The organism is Virgibacillus dokdonensis (assembly GCF_900166595.1).
Lineage (GTDB): Bacteria > Bacillota > Bacilli > Bacillales > Amphibacillaceae > Virgibacillus > Virgibacillus dokdonensis.
Genome location: NZ_LT745763.1, coordinates 3,513,720 through 3,534,170 on the forward strand (window position 1 = coordinate 3,513,720; position 20,451 = coordinate 3,534,170).

The 20,451-nt window shown below is 38.7% G+C and carries 13 protein-coding genes; 4 read left to right on the forward strand and 9 right to left on the reverse strand.

The annotated features are described in order from the left end of the window. Window positions 1–237 precede the first annotated feature (237 nt). From B2C77_RS17950 to B2C77_RS17960, 3 genes are all read right to left on the reverse strand, one after another. Window positions 238–1,989, reverse strand: a complete 1,752-nt coding sequence (locus B2C77_RS17950; RefSeq protein ID WP_077706290.1) for an ABC transporter ATP-binding protein — start codon at window positions 1,987–1,989, stop codon at window positions 238–240. A 257-nt stretch (window positions 1,990–2,246) separates the two neighbouring features. Then, complete coding sequence (locus tag B2C77_RS17955; protein ID WP_077706291.1) at window positions 2,247–3,851, reverse strand: ABC transporter permease; 1,605 nt, start codon at window positions 3,849–3,851, stop codon at window positions 2,247–2,249. A 13-nt stretch (window positions 3,852–3,864) separates the two neighbouring features. Continuing rightward, complete coding sequence (locus tag B2C77_RS17960; RefSeq protein ID WP_077706965.1) at window positions 3,865–4,746, reverse strand: ABC transporter ATP-binding protein; 882 nt, start codon at window positions 4,744–4,746, stop codon at window positions 3,865–3,867. A 538-nt stretch (window positions 4,747–5,284) separates the two neighbouring features. Here B2C77_RS17960 and B2C77_RS17965 point away from each other — a divergent pair. The 4 genes from B2C77_RS17965 (at window position 5,285) to B2C77_RS17985 (ending at window position 12,116) form a co-directional block, all read left to right on the forward strand. Beyond that, the gene (locus B2C77_RS17965) at window positions 5,285–5,857 is read left to right on the forward strand and encodes a TetR/AcrR family transcriptional regulator (RefSeq protein ID WP_254843997.1); all 573 of its coding nucleotides are present in this window, start codon (window positions 5,285–5,287) and stop codon (window positions 5,855–5,857) included. Between the two features lie 630 nt (window positions 5,858–6,487). Further along, a complete protein-coding gene (locus tag B2C77_RS17975; protein ID WP_077706294.1) occupies window positions 6,488–7,243 on the forward strand; it encodes a GTP cyclohydrolase II in 756 nt (251 codons plus the stop codon). Beyond that, a complete protein-coding gene (gene ribD, locus B2C77_RS17980) occupies window positions 7,240–8,331 on the forward strand; it encodes a bifunctional diaminohydroxyphosphoribosylaminopyrimidine deaminase/5-amino-6-(5-phosphoribosylamino)uracil reductase RibD (protein ID WP_073009696.1) in 1,092 nt (363 codons plus the stop codon). Before B2C77_RS17975 ends, ribD begins: the two co-directional genes overlap by 4 nt. 656 nt (window positions 8,332–8,987) lie before the next feature. Beyond that, complete coding sequence (locus B2C77_RS17985; protein ID WP_077706295.1) at window positions 8,988–12,116, forward strand: hybrid sensor histidine kinase/response regulator; 3,129 nt, start codon at window positions 8,988–8,990, stop codon at window positions 12,114–12,116. Between the two features lie 185 nt (window positions 12,117–12,301). Here B2C77_RS17985 and B2C77_RS17990 read toward each other — a convergent pair whose 3' ends face one another. The 6 genes from B2C77_RS17990 to B2C77_RS18010 form a co-directional block, all read right to left on the reverse strand. Next, window positions 12,302–12,904 (reverse strand): hypothetical protein, encoded by a 603-nt coding sequence (locus B2C77_RS17990; RefSeq protein ID WP_077706296.1) that lies wholly within the window; start codon window positions 12,902–12,904, stop codon window positions 12,302–12,304. A gap of 519 nt (window positions 12,905–13,423) precedes the next feature. After that, on the reverse strand, window positions 13,424–13,519 hold the full coding sequence (locus B2C77_RS21475) for a transposase (RefSeq protein ID WP_123059358.1): 96 nt from the start codon (window positions 13,517–13,519) through the stop codon (window positions 13,424–13,426). Window positions 13,520–13,887: 368 nt separating this feature from the next. Further along, complete coding sequence (cydC, locus tag B2C77_RS17995) at window positions 13,888–15,609, reverse strand: thiol reductant ABC exporter subunit CydC (RefSeq protein WP_077706297.1); 1,722 nt, start codon at window positions 15,607–15,609, stop codon at window positions 13,888–13,890. Next, window positions 15,606–17,342: a thiol reductant ABC exporter subunit CydD gene (gene cydD, locus B2C77_RS18000; protein ID WP_077706298.1), complete on the reverse strand. Its 1,737-nt coding sequence runs from the start codon at window positions 17,340–17,342 to the stop codon at window positions 15,606–15,608. Before cydD ends, cydC begins: the two co-directional genes overlap by 4 nt. A gap of 381 nt (window positions 17,343–17,723) precedes the next feature. Next, window positions 17,724–18,737: a cytochrome d ubiquinol oxidase subunit II gene (locus B2C77_RS18005; protein WP_176087366.1), complete on the reverse strand. Its 1,014-nt coding sequence runs from the start codon at window positions 18,735–18,737 to the stop codon at window positions 17,724–17,726. After that, complete coding sequence (locus B2C77_RS18010; RefSeq protein WP_077706300.1) at window positions 18,737–20,086, reverse strand: cytochrome ubiquinol oxidase subunit I; 1,350 nt, start codon at window positions 20,084–20,086, stop codon at window positions 18,737–18,739. Before B2C77_RS18010 ends, B2C77_RS18005 begins: the two co-directional genes overlap by 1 nt. Between the last annotated feature and the right edge of the window lie 365 nt (window positions 20,087–20,451).

A 20,451-nucleotide genomic window follows, 5' to 3' on the forward strand; every position in this document is an offset into this window, starting at 1 on the left:
TACAAATGCTTTAATGGCTGTGTTCTTAATCGATAATCGCAATCTCATTGCTTGGATAATAGCTCTTTCCACCACGCTTCTTCCGTTTGTTGGAAAGAAAATAGAAGTGCAATCATTGGAGGAGACAAATAGCTAGGGGGAAAATGTAATGCCCACATGATTGATTATTAGTTTCCTATAGTGCAAAAATAAGCTAGCCCACCATCAGTGAGCTAGCTTAAAAAGCTTACACACTAGCTAGTTACTGTTTTCGCCATTCGTTAATTGTTGCTCAGCAAACTCTCGATACAAAGTATGTTGCTCTAATAACACTTCATGCTTTCCAATACCTGTAATCTTGCCATTTTCTATAAAAATAATCTTATCTGCGTTTACAATCGTCGCTAATCGATGCGCAATAACAAACGTTGTCCTTCCGTGCATTAATTTTGTTAACGCCTGTTGGACAATTCTTTCCGATTGACTATCTAAGCTCGCAGTAGCCTCATCCATCATCAATATTTGTGGATCTCTTAGAAAAGCGCGAGCAATATTGATACGTTGTCGTTGCCCGCCAGATAATTTAATACCTCTTTCTCCTACTTTCGTATCCAATTGGTCAGGAAATGCAGCAATAAATTCATCGGCGTACGCCATTTTAGCTACCGCCCATAGCTGATCATCTGAAATAGCTTCTACTTCTTCTAGCCCGTATGTTAAATTTTCACGAATCGTTCCAGCCATCATAGCACTTTCTTGAGAAACATAACCAATTTGCTTTCGCCAATCTTTGAGCGAGATCGTTTGTATGGAATGATCCCCAATCAAAATATCGCCTGACGTAGGAAGGTAGAACCTTTCTAACAAACCAAATAAAGTTGTTTTTCCACCACCACTAGGACCAGCAAAAGCAACCATTTCCCCTGGTTTTGCAGTAAACGATACATCTTCAAGCACCGTATCGTTCCCTTCATACGCAAACGAAACATGTTGCACATGAATCGGTTCACTCACCTTTTCCTTAACAAAGCCTTCTCGATCGACTTCTTCAGGTAAATCCAAAATCGAAATAATTCTCTCTGTAGCCCCTTGTGCTTTTTGCAATTGGGTAAAGAACATAGCAAACGACGTAATCGGCATCACGATTTGAAATAAATAAAGTAGGAAGGCAACTAACGAACCCGTTGACATGGTTCCATTAGCTACACGAATTCCTCCATAACCAATAATGAGGACAACTACTGCCATAATGATAAAATACATCAATGGCCCAATCAAAGCTAAAATTTTTGACTCTTTCAAGCCAAGTGTAAGTAGCTTGCCAATCCCTTGGACACCTTTTTTCGCCTCATATGGCTCTGCAGTAGAAGCTTTCATCAGTCGTATTTCACTTAATGTTTGCTGAATATCTCCAGAAAAATTTGCTGTTTCGTCCTGCAGGCTTCGAGAAATGGACGCCATTTTTCTCCCAAGAGGTATCATAAAAATAATTGTCACAGGTACAGAGATAAGCATAATGAGCGTCATTTTCCAATCCATAATTAATAAAATAGCAACCGCGCCGATAATCGAAATAATCCCGCTGATAAACTGTGGAAAGTGTTGGGAAATAAGATCTTTCACAATCCCAGTGTCATTGACTACACGACTAACGGATTCCCCACTTTTCGTTCGATCAAAGTAGCTCACTGGTAATTTAATAAGCTTTAACCACATGCGTTCACGAAGCCTGGCAACAATTTTTTGCCCTACTGCAGCTAATAGATAGGTGGAAACACCATCAATAATGGCCTGCAAAATAAATACAATCCCGATGACAACAACGAGCGTCCAACTTAAGGTAGCTACAGAAAAACCATCTACTAGCTCTCTCGTTAACAACGGTATACTTAAACCAACGATTGTTGTAATTATACTTCCTACAAGCCCCATAATAAGGGAGGCTTTTGGGATATTGGTAGAACGAATTAAAGTGATAAAAGATGTAAAACGACGTTTATGATGTTCCATATGTAATGCTACCTCCAGCTTCCATAAGCACTCAACTTCATTATCCATGAAAAAGCCGAACAACTTTCATGGCATTATGTTAATTATACCAAATGCTCATTGTATTATATACATATACAGTAGCATATGACGTTACGTTATAGGCAATATAGTTTTTATTTGGATGCATATGAATGCTTACTTCAAGCTATATGGACAGCTTTGTCATGAAATCGCGCACAAATATTAAGCATTAAAATGAAAGCCGCCTTATAAAATTACCCTTCTAGATCACGCTTTCGGTAGCCAATAAAACCGATGAACATAAAAACAACCGCTATCAAGGTTAAACTTACGGTCACTCCCCAATCCATATCTTCAATAGGTAGTTGAGGAATATGTCCGAATGGAGATAGCTTCATCATCCACTCAGGGAATTGTAGGAGATTTCCTAAATAAACAACAATGAACGAATACAACAAATAACCCCAAACAAAACTTGAAAACTTCACTGATATTCCAATTAACGTCACTGTAATTCCAAGCATGACCCATATAGCAGGTAAATAGACGATAGCAGCTTTATACACAACTATAAAGTCTAATCCGTCTTCTACAACTGCAGCCCCTGCACTCCATAAGCCAACTGCGGCAAGAGAGATCATAATAAACGCTACGATAAACGCAATTGCTAGGGAACTACCGATTAAACGCGGACGAGAAACAGCACGGCTAAGGAAATGTTCCGTACGGTTCTTTTTTTCTTCACTAATGATTTTCAACATAGCAAGCAATACGGGGATCGTGCTGATCATTGCCATAATGCTCATCAGCATAGCAATGAATTGCTCCATTAACGTATATCCTTCCACCGGATTTAACATTTGTTGCATCATATCTACATCAGCAAAAAACGAGTCTAAGTCTCCAAGTACTGAACCGTAAGACACACCTATAGCAAATAAAGCGATTGCCCAGGCAATCATTGTTGTGCGTTGAATACGAACAAACAATCCAATAGGTGTAGTCAACCATTTCGATGCCTGCCTTCTCCCACCTATTGCAGGTAGAAAGCCAGCACCCATGTCTCTAATATGATGTAAATAAAGAGCGAGTAACCATAAGAAGAACGAAGCCATAATGGTAATCAGCACTGGCCACCAATAATTGGAGACGAAAACTTCTCCACCTAAAATCCAGCCTAATGGCGAGAACCAAGATAACGCCTCATTACTGACGTCTCCAATTGCTCGAACGATATACGCCATACCTAAAAGTAAAAAAGCAAATCCATTTGCACCTCTAGAGCTCTCAGACAACTGCGCAAAAACAGCGGTAATTGCAGCGAAAAAATAGCCAATTGCCCCGAGTGAGGCTCCATATAATAAGGAACCTTGCAAATCGATACTCTCTATTCGAAGCGAAAACAACCCTATACCTACTATCAAAGCTAATAGTAGATTTATTACTAAGGCAAAGTTTTGCACGGCAACCAAGTTGGCTAAACGCCCTGTGGGAAGTGATCGGATAAGCTCCATCCGTCCATCCTCTTCTTCTGCACGGGTATGGCGGGTTACTAACAAGATACTCATAACAGCAACGATAATCGCTGTAAATAATAGCATTTGATGAGCCATCATCGCCCCAAATGTATAGTCATCTAATCCGTATCCTTTCCCTACCATCGCCGTCATCGCTGGATTATGCATCGTTTCAGCAATTGCTTGTCTTTCTGCCTTATTATCATATAAATCCGTGAACGATACAGCAATCGTTAACGTTAACATAACGATAGAAAGAATCCAAATAGGCATTCTAATACGATTTTGCCTAAAAAGAAAGCGTGATAAGCGCCCCGTTTGTTTCCACAGTAAGTGACTCATACAATCCCTCCTCTCATTTTCCTTCATAATGCCGCATGAATAAATCTTCCAAAGTTGGCGGAGCGCTTTCTAGTTTTGTAATTCCAAACGTGCTCACATACCGAATAATTTGATCTAAATTTTCTGTATCAACTTGGAATGTTACTTCAACGCCTTCTTTTTCTATTTCATGGACGCCAATTTGTTTTTCCAAATCAAGAATCGGCTGTTTCGTTTCCACTAGTAAGTTTGTACGCGTTAAATGTCGCATTTCACGAAGAGAGCCTGATTCAATGATTTCCCCTTGTCTAATAATTCCAACGTGATCACAAAGTTTTTCCACTTCTGATAATATATGGCTAGATAATAAGACGCTTTTTCCTGCTGCTTTTGCTTCCATCACACAAGATTGAAAAACCTGCTCCATTAATGGATCGAGTCCAGATGTTGGCTCATCCAATATGTATAAGTCGGCTTCTGAGGAAAAAGCAGCTATTAACGCAACTTTTTGCCTATTCCCTTTTGAATAGGTGCGACATTTTTTGCTAGGATCTAAATCAAAACGTTGGATAAGTTCTTCTTTACGGTTATTCTTAACACCACCACGTAATTGAATAAATAAATCAATGACTTCACCGCCAGATAAATTTGGCCAAAGATGCACATCTCCTGGCACGTAAGCCGTCCGTTTATGAATTGCCACCGCATCTTTCCAAGCATCCATTCCAAAAATGCGTGCTTCCCCACTCGTTGCTTTCAAAATCCCTAACAAAACACGAATTGCAGTCGATTTTCCTGCTCCATTAGGTCCAATAAATCCATATACCTCCCCTTCATTCACGTCTATATTGACTTGATTTAAGGCAGTGAACTTTCCAAAACGTTTGGTTAAACTTTTTGTTTGTAAAACTGTCATCATTTATCATTCCCTTCAGGTTTATAAAGCAAGTACACGGTACGCAACCAATTTGTAGTCATACTTCCATAGTGGAGAACGTTTTGTAATAGCAATTTTTCTCCTTATCCAGATCGTGGTTCGTTAATGGGAAAATTCAGGTTGCCACCACGCTTTTATAGTGAACGGACTCCATTCTTTATATAAAAATCTTCCTGCATATACTTTTCATAGTATATGGTGATTATCCTCATGCAATCCATGAGGGTTTCCTACAGAATTAACACTTACCATAGGTTACACTAACTACAAATTATGGTGGGTTCCTATATCATATTTTTGTTACTGTTATCTCTTTGAACTTTTTCCTTATACAAAGCAATTCATCTTATGTTCATGTTAGTGTATAATATGAAATAAATTTACTTATATATTTCATATTATACAATTTATAATACATTCACAATAAGATATGAAATATTTTTATTATTTTGTTTCATTTTTTTATTACACTAGTGTTGAGGTGAACTACATGGATGGGTTTCAAAGAAGGCGTGAAATGAAAAAAGCGGATATTTTACAAGCAGCGCTTCATCTGTTTATGGAATACGGGGTACAAAAAGTATCGATAAAAGAAATTGCCAGTAAAGCAGATGTTTCTCAAGTTACCATTTATAACTATTTTGTCAGCAAAGACATTCTAATAGATGAAGTCATCAACTATTATATAGATCGTGAGTTAGCAAATTTTGAGCAGTTAATAAAGAGCAATGATACATTCCCACAAAAAATAAAGGCGGTTATTTTTAATAAAAGCCAAACAGCAAAACAGATAAATGATAACTTTTACCAAAAAATTATGGAGATATATTCTAGAAAAGATAGTTATATTCAAGATGTATACAGTAAAAAAGCAGTGCCCATGATGATGGATTTTTTTGAAGAAGGGAAACGACAAGGCTATATCGACCAAAACATATCGAACGAAGCATTGTTTGTTTATTTACAAATCTTTCAAGAAGCTTTTCAACGTAAAGAAGTGTTTCAACAAATTTTACCCATAACAGAAGACATTACAAAGCTTGTTTTTTACGGTATTGTCGGAAATAATGGGTACGCAGAAGGGTATTAAGCAGCGGATGATGTTTAGTACTCTTTTTTTATTTAAATGTCACATCCGAGCAAGCTTGCCAGAGCTGCGGTTCCGTTTCCTCTTCCACGAGGCGAGCGAGTTTTCTACGTTTACGAGCGCTTTTCCGACGGGCAGGAGCGATTTACGCACGAGGAGGAGCGCTTTTCCGACGGGCAGAAGCGAGTTACGCATGAGGAGGAGCGCTTTTCGACGGGCAGGAGCGGTTTACGCACGTGGAGGAGCGTTTTTCCGACGGGCAGGAGCGATTTACGCACGAGGAGGAGCGCTTTTCCGATGGTAGGAGCGGTTTACGCACGAGGAGGAGCGCTTTTCCGACGGCAGGAGCGGTTTACGCACGAGGAGGAGCGCTTCTCCGACGGACGGGAGCGTTTTCCGAACGGGGAGGAGCGTTTTTCGACGGTCATGAGCGGTTTCCTCGCGAGGAGGAGCGCTTTTCCGACGGACGGGAGCGCTTTTCCGACGGACAAGAGCGGTTTACGCACGAGGAGGAGCGCATTACCGACGGACAGGAGTGGATTCCGCGCGCGGGGCGAACGACTTTTAAATCCGAACCGTTGAAGTAGCTTATCTTTTTCATTATACTTAAAAGATACGAAGGGAGATTATAAAATGGAACAACAAAAGAAGCTAACTCCTCATGTTTTTTCTATTTTGAAAGATAAAATTCAGCGGATAGATAATGGTGACGAAGCAATATATTTAGTTGGGCCAATTCAACTCCCTGTGAATTTACACGGAGAGACAAGCCTATTTCATTGGTATTGTTGGCTGAACGCTGAAGTAGTTACGAATGATTATCAATCTATTATTGAGAAATTATCCTCTGCAAATTTAGCTGATTCGCAGCAATCCAGTGTTTTAGTTTATGGTGATTTCGGTAAAGCAGATAATGCGCTTGTGCGGATGCATTCGATATGCCATACTGGGGATATTTTCGGTAGCAAGCGTTGCGATTGTGGATTTCAATTAAGGGAAGCCATGTTGCGTATAAAAGAAAATGGTTCAGGTGCGCTGTTTTATTTGGCCAATCATGAAGGCAGAGGTATTGGACTGTTTAGTAAAGCAATGGCCTATATCTTGCAAGAAAATGGCTACGATACAGTCGAAGCTAATGAAAGCTTAGGCTTTGTAAATGATTCCAGAAATTACATGGACGCGCTTCGTGTGTTAAAACAGTTACGTCAAAAACCTGTAACCGTTATTACCAACAACCCTGAAAAACTGGACGCTTTTAACGAAGCAGGTGTGCCTATACACGGTAGGACTCCACTATGGGGGGATATATCAGAGTACAATCGTAACTATTTACAAACAAAAGTGACAAAGTCTGGACATTATCAACCAGAAGGAGCTTTATTACAATGACCACAGATGCATTTTATATGAACATAGCTTTGAATCATGCTCGTGCTATGAAAGGACAAACAGATCCCAACCCGTTAGTCGGTTGTGTCATTGTTCATCATAGTCGGATCGTTGGCATTGGTGCGCATTTAAAAGCAGGAGAAGCCCATGCAGAAATACACGCTTTGCGTATGGCAGGCGAACAAGCTCATGGAAGCACGTTGTATGTTACATTAGAACCTTGCTCTCACCATGGTCGGACGGGACCATGCGCTGAAGCAATCGTTCAGGCAGGTGTTAAAAAAGTCATCATAGCCACGTTAGACCCAAACCCAATGGTGTGTGGAAATGGGGCTTCTATTTTAAAAACAGCGGGTATTGATGTAGAAATTGGTGTTTGCGGAGAAGAAGCACGCAAAATGAATGAAGTTTTCAATACATTTATGGAACAAAAAAGACCATTTATTACCTTAAAAACAGGCATTACGATGGACGGGAAAGTAGCCACACATACGTCTCATAGCAAATGGATTACATCGGAGGAAGCACGAAAAGATGTTCATCAATTACGCCACGAACATGTAACTATTTTAACGGGAATAAATACCGTTTTAAAAGATGATCCTGCGCTGACAGCCCGTATTCCAAATGGACGAAACCCAATTCGTATTGTGATGGATTCAACATTAAAAATACCACTGCATTACCAACTCATTCAAGATAAGCAAGCAGAAACATGGATTTTCACAACGTCCATTCATGATATCGAAAAGCGAAACGCATTAGAAGCAGAAGGAATAAAAGTTATTGTAACAAATGATTCTCAGGTGATAGATCCTTGTAACATTGTGACCTATTTAGGAGAACAAGGCATTTCTTCTTTACTTTTAGAAGCAGGCGGCACCATCAACGCCGCTTTCTTGGAACGCAAGCTCATAGATAAATTCATTCTATACATGGCACCAAAGGTAATTGGCGGAAAAAATGCCCCTACTTTTTTGGAAGGGGATGGAGTTGAAACAATGGAAGAATCCATTGAATTCACCGACGTATCCATTGAAAAAATAGGCAAAGATATAAAATGGACAGCATATCCACTATATAAATAACAGCTCTAAAATAACTCAACAGCAAGGCATGTTTTACACTTGCTGTTTTTTATTGAACTTAGCTTAACCACTTATTCAATTCTCCATCTTTAGAAAAATGTTAAGTGGGATTCGTAGCCTTAGAAGAACGCTGTTTCTTATAAAAATCAGTAAGTAAAGGGCTTTCTTTCATCTCCCACTGATTGTTCGTACAGAAAGAAAAACTTAGCATGTCGCCAAATCTTATGGCGAAAAAACGCTACGTTTTTGTTATACTAATAAACTTTTACAGTTGCTGAACGATTGGAGGACTTAGATGTTGCTATTATCTCCCATTGAAACTTTCCCAGTTCGTAGCGTAGCTTCCAGGGGTCTTGCACAGCACTTTGAATTTGGAAAAACTCGCCTGCAAGTATCATTCATAGTATGTAGTGGCTCCCAACGTGCGATACAAGGCGATTACCTAAACGATTAAAAGCAAGTATTCTTCTTCCCTATCGCACAGAGAGGGATGTAAATTTCCTAAAGAAGGAATTATATTTACAGATGTAATGCTTCACATTGATTTTATAGCTATAATAGATTTTAGATATTAATGTAAAAGTATGGAAAGTAGCCGAACAAGAAATGTGGTGATAACCATTCCGTGCACATTATAAACTAGAGGAGCATCTATCTTGAGCAACAAATTAACTCGTTTTCTAAGGAGAAAAAAATATTTTTTATCCATTACTATTCTTTTCCTCATCTTATTGTCTGGTTCACGCTTTTTATGGACAAACATTTTCCAATCGCAAGAACAGCTATCTATTAAAAATGGGCAATTAGATTTACGAGATTGGGATGCTACCAGTGATGACATTCTTTTATTAGATGGGAATTGGGAGTTTTATCCACAAGCACTAATCACAGGGAATGAACCTTCACAGTTAACGAAAACACCAAAAACAATACAAGTTCCAGGTGAATGGAATGAAGCCTTACAATCTCCATATGGATTCGGTACCTACCGGTTGCAAGTACAAGTAGATCCTAACCAAGATATCAATTACAGTATGCGCGTTTCTAGCATACGAAGTGCTTCTAAAATCTTTGTGAATGGGCGACTCATCGATGAATCTGGACAAGTAGGCAAAGAGAAAGAAACATATCTATCTAAAAACCTCCCTTACTCAGCTACGTTTACAGCAGATGAAAACGGGAAGGTTGATATTTGGGTACAGGCAGCAAATTTTACGGACAAACGAAGTAGTGGGATTGTTCGTTCGATGAAGTTCGGTTCAGAAGACGCCATTTTAACAGACATTAAATTTTCCTATACGATGCAGATTGCTTCAGCCATTGTATTTCTAGTCCATGTAGTATATGCCCTGTTACTATATTTCCTTGGAAACAGAGAAAAAAGATTACTATTCTTCTCCATTCTAGTATTTAGCGCGATGATGGGAAGTTTATTAAGTAGTGATGAAAAATTATTTCACCAATTCATTTATATGGGACAGGAATGGGATTTTCGCTTAGCAAACACTCTACTACTCCTTACTTTTTATGCTTTGATAAACTGTACCGAGCATCGAACTTTACCGTATTGGCAACGAATCTATCCTATTTACGCTATTATGTTGCTTGGTACGGCAGGGATAACATTATTTTTAAATGTGACACAAATTATATCCCTTTTTCCGGTTTATCTTTTATTTATTGGAATCGCAACAATCATTTCTGTAATAGCCATTTGGCGTCAATTTACAAGCGATCCAAAAGTAAATGTTTTGTTGCTCTTTTCATTAACCGCATTAACCCACCATTTTATCTGGACTATTATTTGGAGAGAAAGCGGCGTTACTGTACCGCATTATCCATTTGATCTGTTTATTGCCATGGGGTGTTTTGCTAGTGTATGGTTTAAAGATTATTTTAAAATGTACGCTGATACGAAAAAATTGGCGTCCAGATTGCAGCGTATGAATGAACATAAGGATCAGTTTTTAGCAAATACGTCGCATGAATTTAAAAATCCGCTCCACGGCATCTTAAATATGTCGCAAGCAATCTTAGAGAGAGAGCAATTCTCTTTACAACAAAGAAGCGTCAAAGAACTGGAAACTATTTTATCCGTTGGGCGTAGAATGGACTTCATTCTCAATGATTTGCTTGACGTAACCAGTCTTAAACAAGGGAGTTATCGATTAAAAAAAGAACCTATTTCCATTGCTTCCATTATTGCAGGAGTCAATGACATGCTAAGGTTCACCATAGAAGGGAAACCGATTAAAATTGTTCAACAAATACCACTGAACTTCCCAAAGGTATTAGCAGATGAGAACCGAGTTATTCAAATCGTCTTTAATTTACTCCACAATGCGGTGAAATACACAAATGAAGGACAAATTACGATCCATGCATATGTCGAAGGTGAAAAAGCCATCATTTCCATAACGGACACGGGTATTGGTATGGACAAGGAAATGTTAACACGACTATTTCAACCTTATGAACAAGCGAACGCCAAAGAAACTAGGATTGAAGGCGGATTTGGACTTGGATTAAGCATAACGAAACAATTGGTTGAGCTTCACGGTGGGACATTAGAAGTGGATTCCACTTTAGGTAAAGGATCTACATTTACTTTTTCCTTAGAGCTAGCAAATGCTCAAGAAGTAGATTCATTTTACCAAGAAACACAAACGTTCTTGGACCAAACGACCTATTTTCACACGGAGTCTTCTGCCCTTCAAACGGAAACTGCTTCAACAACGGAAGCTAAAAGAAAAAATAACCCAACAGCTAGACAAGCAAACATTTTAATAGTGGATGATGATCCAGTTAATTTAGAAGTAATGAAAACAATTCTCCACCAAGAAAATTATAGGATTACTACTGTAATGAATGGACAGCAAGCTCTTGCCATTTTGAATGAGAAAGAATGGGATCTCATTATTTCCGATGTGATGATGCCACAAATGTCTGGTTATGAGCTTACAGAAAGGATTCGCAAACAATATTCTTTAACCGAACTGCCTATTCTTTTATTAACAGCACGAAGAGAGACAGATGATATACGTAGCGGTTTTCTAGCTGGAGCAAATGACTATGTAACAAAACCGGTGGAAGCGATGGAAATCAGATCCCGAATTGAAACATTAACGAGCATAAAACAAGCTGCTCAGGAACAACTACGATTAGAAACGGCTTGGCTACAAGCACAGATTCAACCGCATTTTTTATTTAATACATTGAATGCCATAGCTAGTTTAAGCATCATTGACGTTGAAAAAATGCAAGATTTACTAAATGAATTTAGCCATTTTCTTAGAAATAAGTTCAAATTTAAAAATATGAATGAATTAATTCCGCTTGAAGAAGAATTGAAAATGGTCCGCTCATATTTGTACATTGAACAAGTAAGGTTTTCAGACAGGCTACAAGTGGATTGGGATATAGATACACATGAAGAGATTAAAGTTCCTTTTCTGACTATCCAACCTCTCATAGAGAACGCCATCCGTCACGGCATTATGAATCGCGTTCAAGGTGGAACTATTTGGATAAGAGTTAAAAACTATGCAACGTATGTAGAAATATCCATAGAGGACAATGGAGTCGGCATAGATGAAGCAAAGTTAGCCCATATTTTATCTAAACAATCGGCTAGTAAATCAGGAGTTGGGCTTGTCAACACAGACTTACGCTTAAAGCGGTTCTTTGGAGAAGGCCTATCCATCGCTAGTATACTTGGAGAAAGTACGATTGTATCTTTTCAAATAAAGAAGGAACAGACAGAAAACCAAACTATTTACGATTGAACGATTAGAAAAACTTGGCTTGTCGCCGCCAAGTCTTATGGCGAAAGGCGGAGTTTTTCTTATACTATGAACCTTTAACTTTTATGCTTTCCTACAGTGCAAAAAAGCCTGAAGTCGTGAAACATTCAGGCTTTTTCGTTCACATCAAGCACCAACGATAAGAATAAATACCTTCATGAACTGTTTTAATTTGATTCCTTCCCCTCTTTTACATATGCCTCTAAAAAGCGGTAATGATAAATCTCATTATACACATTCTCTGTTAAAACCCTGTCAAATCGAACCTTATCCAGATCACGAATTGGAACATCCGAACGTTTTTCTAAGCCGTTTAAGGCATACTGTACTTGTAGTAAAAACGAGTTTAATTCTTGTAAAAATGCCCGCTCTTGTCCATTTAATCTTCCATCCTCTAAAAATGGCGGAATAAATTGACCTTTATGTTTTGTACCTCTTTCTATGTAGTTGGCTGCTGCGCCTACACTGTTTGAAACGCCACCTTCTGAGAAAAAATAATAAGGAACTCTACGTAACATAAAATCTATTCTAGTAAGTTGGTTTAAAAAAGAAACCATACTATCTATTAGCTTGTTCCCTTCAGGGTCATGCGTTAAAAGGAATTCTAAGCTATCGATTGTCTCGTCGACTTCATAATAAAAATCCGTAAATAAGTATGCGAATTGTTGCTCTTCTTCTTTTATGGTTTGATAATAGCGATAGTTAAAAAAAATACTAAGCAGAAAAACACAAAAGAAAAGGTAAACTCCTATTTTTTTAAAGCGAGTCAATATTAATCACCACCTTTACGATTTAAAACCCTTTTTATCCATTACAATTAATTCCTGACCCGTAAAAGACATCTAATTTTCTATATTTTCTGCATACTATTTTAGCACTTTTCACTTACTTTATCATGGGAATAATAAACTTATTACTGACCTTTGGCTAAGGTAGCCACTTTTCCATTAAGCTAATAACTTCTAAAATTTCTGGTTTCCTATCAAATGGACCTGGTGTGATGTTCACTCCACCATCTCTTTGTTAAAAGCTCATTTTCCATTAGAAAAACTTGGCTTGTCGCCAAGTCTTATGGCGAAAGGCGTAGTTTTTCTTATACTATAAACCTTTAACTTTTATACTTCCTATAGTGTAAAATATCACTTTTGCTAAGGTCGCAGAGAGCAATACACTCGCTTTCGAACGCCCGAACTTCCTCGCAAACCACGCTGTGGGGTCTCGGTCGCCCGTTTTTCCGCAAGAGTCTCGCATATTTCCTCTGCTATGTACTATCTCAAACTAGAACCTTTCTAACCTCTTGCTACTATAATACCAAATGAATCTCGCTTTAAAACCTCTATCGTATTGTTGATGCCTTCGATATAACCATTATTAAATGGATACATAAACGATTGTAAGGTCTCTTGTTTCTAACACGTAAAAACGTTTTTCTTAAGCGATGAAATGCCCCCAATATGGGAAGCACGCATCCATTCCTGACATCCCTCCAGTTTCTTCTCATCACTTGTTTTGGAACCATTATCTATATCCCTTTAACTCACATGCTTCTTTTAAAAGGGGTGAATCTGAAGTAGCTCTACTAATTTTACTTTAGGGCAACAAAGGAGAATGAGTGTATTTTTTTGCACAATGCAGGAAGCCCATTGTTATAGAGGACAACACCACATGTAGTATAGAGCCGAATTTTTCACTTCCCTCTAGGATAATTAAAAACCATGAAAGAGCCGCCACCTCTTCATGGTTTTTATGTGAGTTACAACAAATTATTCTCCAATTCCTTCATTTCATAGAAATACCCTTGTTTTTCCATCAATTCTGTAAATGTACCAACTTCTACGACTTTCCCTTCATCCATGACAATGATTTGATCCATTTTTTCCAATCCTGCTAAACGGTGACTAATGAGCACAACGGTGTCATCTGCCGCTTGCCTGAATAAGTGATCATAGATGGCTTGCTCTGTAACCGCATCTAAAGAGGATGTCGGCTCATCCAATACCCAAAATGAGCCGCCTTTTAACATCGCTCGGGCGATAGCAAGTCGTTGTTTTTCACCGCCGGACAAGTTTTCTCCTCGTTCATACACTTTATCCTCTAAATGAAAATGCTCCAATTGCACCATAGCTAAAATGGATTGTAATTCCTTATCGGTAGCTGTATCATTAGCCAGCAATAAGTTATCGCGAATAGTACCATAAAAGAAATGATTCTCTTGTAAAACAACATTCGCTAATTGCCAAATACTTTCCTCATCCACATGCGCTAATTCTATTCCATTTATCATGACCCTTCCTTGCTCCGGTGTAACCAAATAAAGCATTAACTGCATAAGCGTTGACTTCCCTGAACCACTTGCCCCTACAAGTGCTGTTTTTGAACCGCTAGGAAGGTGAACATCTACCTGTTCAACAGCTCGCCGCTCTTCTCCAGTAAATGTGAAGCTAACATTTTCCAATGTGATTTCTGGTGGCTCATTGATTGTTAACGTTTTGGCAACCGAAACGTGCTCCTGTTCCTGTCCGTCTTTTTGCTCCATAATGGAAAATAACCGTTTGGCAGAACGACGACTATCGTTAAAATGAATCGGGAACACAGCCATTGCTGGCGCATCTTCAAACACAGTTAACGTAATCATAATCAGCATAGCAAGAAAAATCCCGTCCAATTCACCTGTATCAATGAGATAGGCACCTACTGCTAATACGGCTACTGTTACAAGTAAGGAGACGAATTGATTTAACGACTGATTAAATAACGTCGTCTTTTCTTCTTGTTCTTGCTCCGTAATGTAAGCATCAGAAGCTTGAAGTAACTGTTGTTCTTTATCATCTAACTGCTGATAAATCTTCAAATCGCGAAATCCGTATAGTAATTCCGTGACCTCTGTAGAAAGAGCCGCTCTTTTTAAGCGTACATTACTATCAATAGTCCGTTGACGTGCCGCAAAAATAGCTGGTATCACGATCGCAGTGAGTAAAAATCCGCCAAACAAAATTACTGCTGTTTCGATAGAATAAAACATTGTAAAAAAGATGGTACTCATAAATACGAGCGCCAATACAATCGGCGGATACACAACACGTAAAAAGAGATTTTGCAAACTCTCCACGTCACCGACAATACGAGATAGCAAATCCCCACTACGATATTTCTGGAAGATTCCTGGCGCTAATGGCTCTAATTTTTCATAAAAAGCCATCCGCAATTGGCTAAGCATCGTAAACGTACCTCGATGAGATACATATCTCTCACCATAACGACTAAACGCGCGAATAAAGCTTAATAATTTCACAGATGCAATGACAAGCATTAATGTGTAAAAAGGCGGGGCAAATGCTGCTTTTGATATTAAATAACCACTAGCAGAAAATAACAGCACGGCAGCCAAACCAGCAATAAATCCCAATATGATAGAAAGGACGATATCTTTTTTTTCTTTCATCATCATTCGCATGATAGAGGTTAATTCTTTCATCGCTGCAGCCCTCCTCGCTGTATGGTTACCATCTTCCGGTAGCCCTCTGCATGTTCCAGCAGTTGTGCATGCGTTCCTTCCGCAATTAACCGTCCTTGATCAAGGTATAGAATATGATCCGCATCTTTAATCGTGTGCAGGCGGTGTGCAACGGTAATGATAGTTGCTGTTTCCGACAATTTTTGAATGGAAGCCTGAAGAATACGCTCCGTCTTTAAATCAAGCCCAGTCGTCGGCTCATCAAATAAAACAATTGCCGGTTGTTTTAAAAAAGCTCTGGCTAAAGCTAAACGTTGCTTCTCACCACCAGATAGCCCTCTCCCACCTTCACCAACATGGGTATCATATCCATTTTCTAAAGCCATAATCATGTCAGCTAGCCCCGCTTCTTCTGCCGCACGTGTGATGGCTTCCCGTGTTGCTGTTTCCCGACTGCCAATGGCAATATTTTCAGCAATCGTTCCAGCAAATATATACGGATGTTGCGAAATATAACTCAGTTGCGCGAACCAATCTGCTTCCTTGTATGCAGATAATGGGTTACCTCCTAGTAATATATTTCCTGCATCTGGCACGACAATTCCTGCAAGAAGGTGCAATAGCGTGGATTTACCAGACCCTGTTTTTCCTACAATAGCGTTTTTAGATTTTGGAGCAAAAGTTGTACTCATAGGATGTAGCGTAAACGCGTCCTCCCCATACTGAAATGTAACTTGTTGCAATTCCAAACTTGCAGGCCCCGCTATTTTAGAAAGTGGCTTTTCTCCCCAAATAACAGCAGAATCCTCCTCTAGCGCCAATTCTTCTGCTACTTTTTTAGCAGCTCCCATGCTGCTTTTCCCATTATGAAATGCCGTTCCCAACTGACGAAGGGATGTAAAATATTCTGGTGCCAGAACGAGTACAAGAAATGCAGTGAAAAAAGAAATCCCGTCAAAAACGATAAGCTGTAAGGCCACTTCTAAAGCAACCAACCCGATTGCTAGCATCGAAATAAGCTCAAGCATAAACGAAGAAGTGAAGGCTACTTTTAATATCTCCATGGTTGCATCTCGAAATCGTAAACTGCTCGTTTGAATTGCCTTTTTTTGTTGTTTCGCTTTACCAAACAATTTTAACGTAACAAGCCCTTGCAACGTATCCAAAAATCGACCAGAAAAAGCAGCTAGCTCCTCCATCTGCTCTTCCGATTTCTTTTTTGTTTGCATACCAATGATCACCATAAACAACGGAATAAACGGGGAGGTAATCAACATGATGAGGCCAGAATTCACATGTTCCGTAAATACAACAATTAAAATGATGAGGGGAATAACAGATGAGCGAATGACTTGTGGAATATAACTGCTAAAATAACTATCCACTTCATCAATCGCGTCCATCATAAGACTAACTTTTTGCCCCGATTGCCCTTTTAAAGAAGCTTGGACTGGGTTATTAGCAAAATGGGCAAGCAACTGCTTACGAAAATGGCTTTTCGCTGTTGTACCAAGGCGTATCCCAATCTTTCCGCTTATAAAAGGAATGAAGCTTCTAGCTAGTAAAATAAAGAATAGAACTCCTAATAATGGAACAATTTCTTGAAAGCTCCAATCTTTCAAAAAAACACCATCAATGATAGTGACAAGTAAATACGCCTGTACAATGATGGAACCGCCCATTAATAGGGAAAGCAGCAGCAAATAGATCGCACTTTGTTTATTTTCATATAAATAATTTTTTATCTGATTCATGTAGACGCTCCTTCATCTGTAGAGCTATGATTCATCTTCATTATACATGAAGGCAAACGCATTGTGTAAGCAATAATTTATAGCGTACCGAAAGCGTGAAAACTTGGCTTATCGTCAAGTCTTAATGGCTAATTCTTTTGTTTTTCTTATACTATAAACTCTCCTATAGTGGAACAAATGACAATTTAGGTGCTGTTAATCTCCCAAATCCATACAGCCGCCAAAGCTAAGGAATGGAAATCTTACAGCACCTAATTTTTTAACTTTCCTTTTAGAAAACGGGGATTATGTCCAAATTCTTATGACATAAAAACGCCATCGTTTCCTAATAGTACTTGTACTTGTAAAGAGGGGATCAAAGGGAGATAAGCTCGAAGTCCCCTATTTTTTCCCTTTTACATAATCAGCATCAAATAAGAACAAGCGCATGAGCAATATTAATGAAGGAATGAGAAGGAATAGCCCCGCAATAAATACGATAATTAAGGCAATTCCTGTCGACTCATGTGTCGCATTTTCGTAAACCGTAATATATGGATCTAATATATACGGGAGGTGACTAACACCATACCCGAAGAAAGCAAAGAAAAATTGCAACATCACACTAATAAACGCTAGTCCATACCGTTTTCCTTCATAGATTAACCACATGGCAATCATAAAGAAGCCAACGGATAATCCAAACATCCACCAGTAATTGAACATATTTTGGTAATGACGCTCATTATGCTGGCCTAAGGCAATAAATGTTGTCAAGGCAGCGATAATCGTCGGCGTAGCCCAAAATAGTGCATATTTACGAACAAGTTTTAATGCCGCAACGTCATTGGCTCTCGCCGCATAGAAAGTCAAAAATGCGGCACTAATAAACAATACCGAAACGATCGCTAAGAAAACGACGCTCCAAGAATATGGGCTTGTAAATAATGCTAAATAATCTAAAGCTACTTTACCATTTTCTTCAGTAATAAAGCCACCTTCAGAAAGCGTTAACGCAACGGATAAAGACGCAGGAATTAATAAACCTGTAGCTCCGTATAGAAACATATACAGATTACTTTGTTTCGAACCATAATTTTCAAATGCATAAAACGAACCACGAATTGCCAACAAGATAATCGCAATACTACCAGGCACGAGCAGAGCTGTACCGTAATAATAAGCTGAATCTGGGAAGAAGCCAACAATACCAACGAAAAAGAAAACAAAAAACACGTTGGTCACTTCCCATACTGGGGACAAATATCTGGATATCAGTTGGTTCATAATATGATCTTTCTTTGTCACTTTCGCATAATACGCATAAAACCCTGCACCAAAGTCAACCGAAGCAACAATTAAATACCCATATAAAAAGAGCCATAATACAGAAATCCCAATTATTTCATAGTTCATTATTTATCACCCTTTTCAATGGTCGGATATTTTTTCTCCAATTCGTCTTCAACTGGATTATTTTTAAAGACTTTACGCAGCACAACTGCTCCGATAACTCCTAAAGCAATATAAAGGAGTAAAAACAACACAAACATCCAACCGACATATGGTGACGTCGTCGCTGCTTCTTCCACCGTCATATATCCTCGTAGTATCCACGGCTGTCTACCTTCTTCAGCGTAAATCCAGCCAAATTCAATAGCAAGCATCGCTAAGGGTCCGCTTAAAACGAGCATCCAAAGCATGAATTTGTTATTTTCATTCCATCGTTTTAATTTCGATAGGAGTAGATAAAGGAATGATATCCCTAGTAAGAAAACGCCAATCGTAACCATCAAGTCAAACATATAGTGAATCCATAACGGCGGTCTCTCCGCTTCAGGAAACTCTTCTAAACCAGTAACCTCCGCGTTAAAATCACTATAGGCTAAAAAGCTCAGTAATCCTGGCAAACGAATGACACCTTCTGGCTCATTACCCTCATTTAACCAACCAAATAAGATCAGGTCAGCATTTCCCTCTGTTTCAAAATGCCATTCCCCTGCTGCTAGTTTTTCTGGTTGATATTCAGCAAGAAACTTAGCAGAAACGTCTCCAGCAATTGCTGTAAAAATCGCAAAAATAAACGTTAACGTTACAGTCAGCTTCAATGCTTTTTTATGGTATTCTTTTGTTTTTTTCCGCAACAAACCAAACGCCGCAATCGCTGCTAAAATAGCTGCTACCGTTAAATAAGCAGAAGCCAACACATGAAACACTTTTGTCGGTGTCGCTGGGTTGAACATCGCTTCAAGCGGATTGATCGCCGCAAACCCATCTCCACCAATTTCAAACCCTTCTGGTGTATTCATAAACGCATTGACGGTAGTAATAAAGAAGGCAGACATTCCCCCACCAATAACTATCGGTAATGATAACCACCAATGTGTCATCGGCTTTTTAAAACGATCCCACGTATACATGTATATACCTAAGAAAATAGCTTCAAAGAAAAAAGCAAATACTTCCATAAATAACGGTAAAGCTATGACATTCCCACCAACTTGCATAAACTCCGGCCAAAGCAAAGATAGTTGTAAACCAATAGCCGTACCTGTTACAACTCCAATCGCTACTGGGATAACAAATCCTCGGGCCCATCGCCTTGCCAACATGGTATAATGCGGGTCTTTTTTCTTTATCCCGATAAATTCAGCAATGGAAATCATCAATGGGACCCCGACACCTAAGGTTGCAAAAATAATATGAAAAACTAAAGTGATTGTCGTTAACAATCGACTCATTAACACCGGATCCAAATCCATCATATTCGGTAATCCCTCCTAATTTAACGGCATGAACCGTCTTGTTCAGTAATGATCAATTAGTCATTTATTTCGTTGTCTTTTTAACTTTACATTCTTTTAATGAAAAGTTAATAATTAGTGATTTACTCACATAATAATTAGTATAAACTATTTTCGTATAAAAAAGAGAAAAAAGCTATGACAAAAGTATGACAAACTACAGACAAATATTTGTCTGTTTTGCTCTTTAATTGTTTTCACCGAGTTTTATATAGTAGATGATTGTGATTGAATTTCACAGAGATCTATACAATGTTATCATTATTAGATTCCCTATTATTGATAATTTACACGTAAAAATGAGAATTTTTTTAGCTTAATTCAAT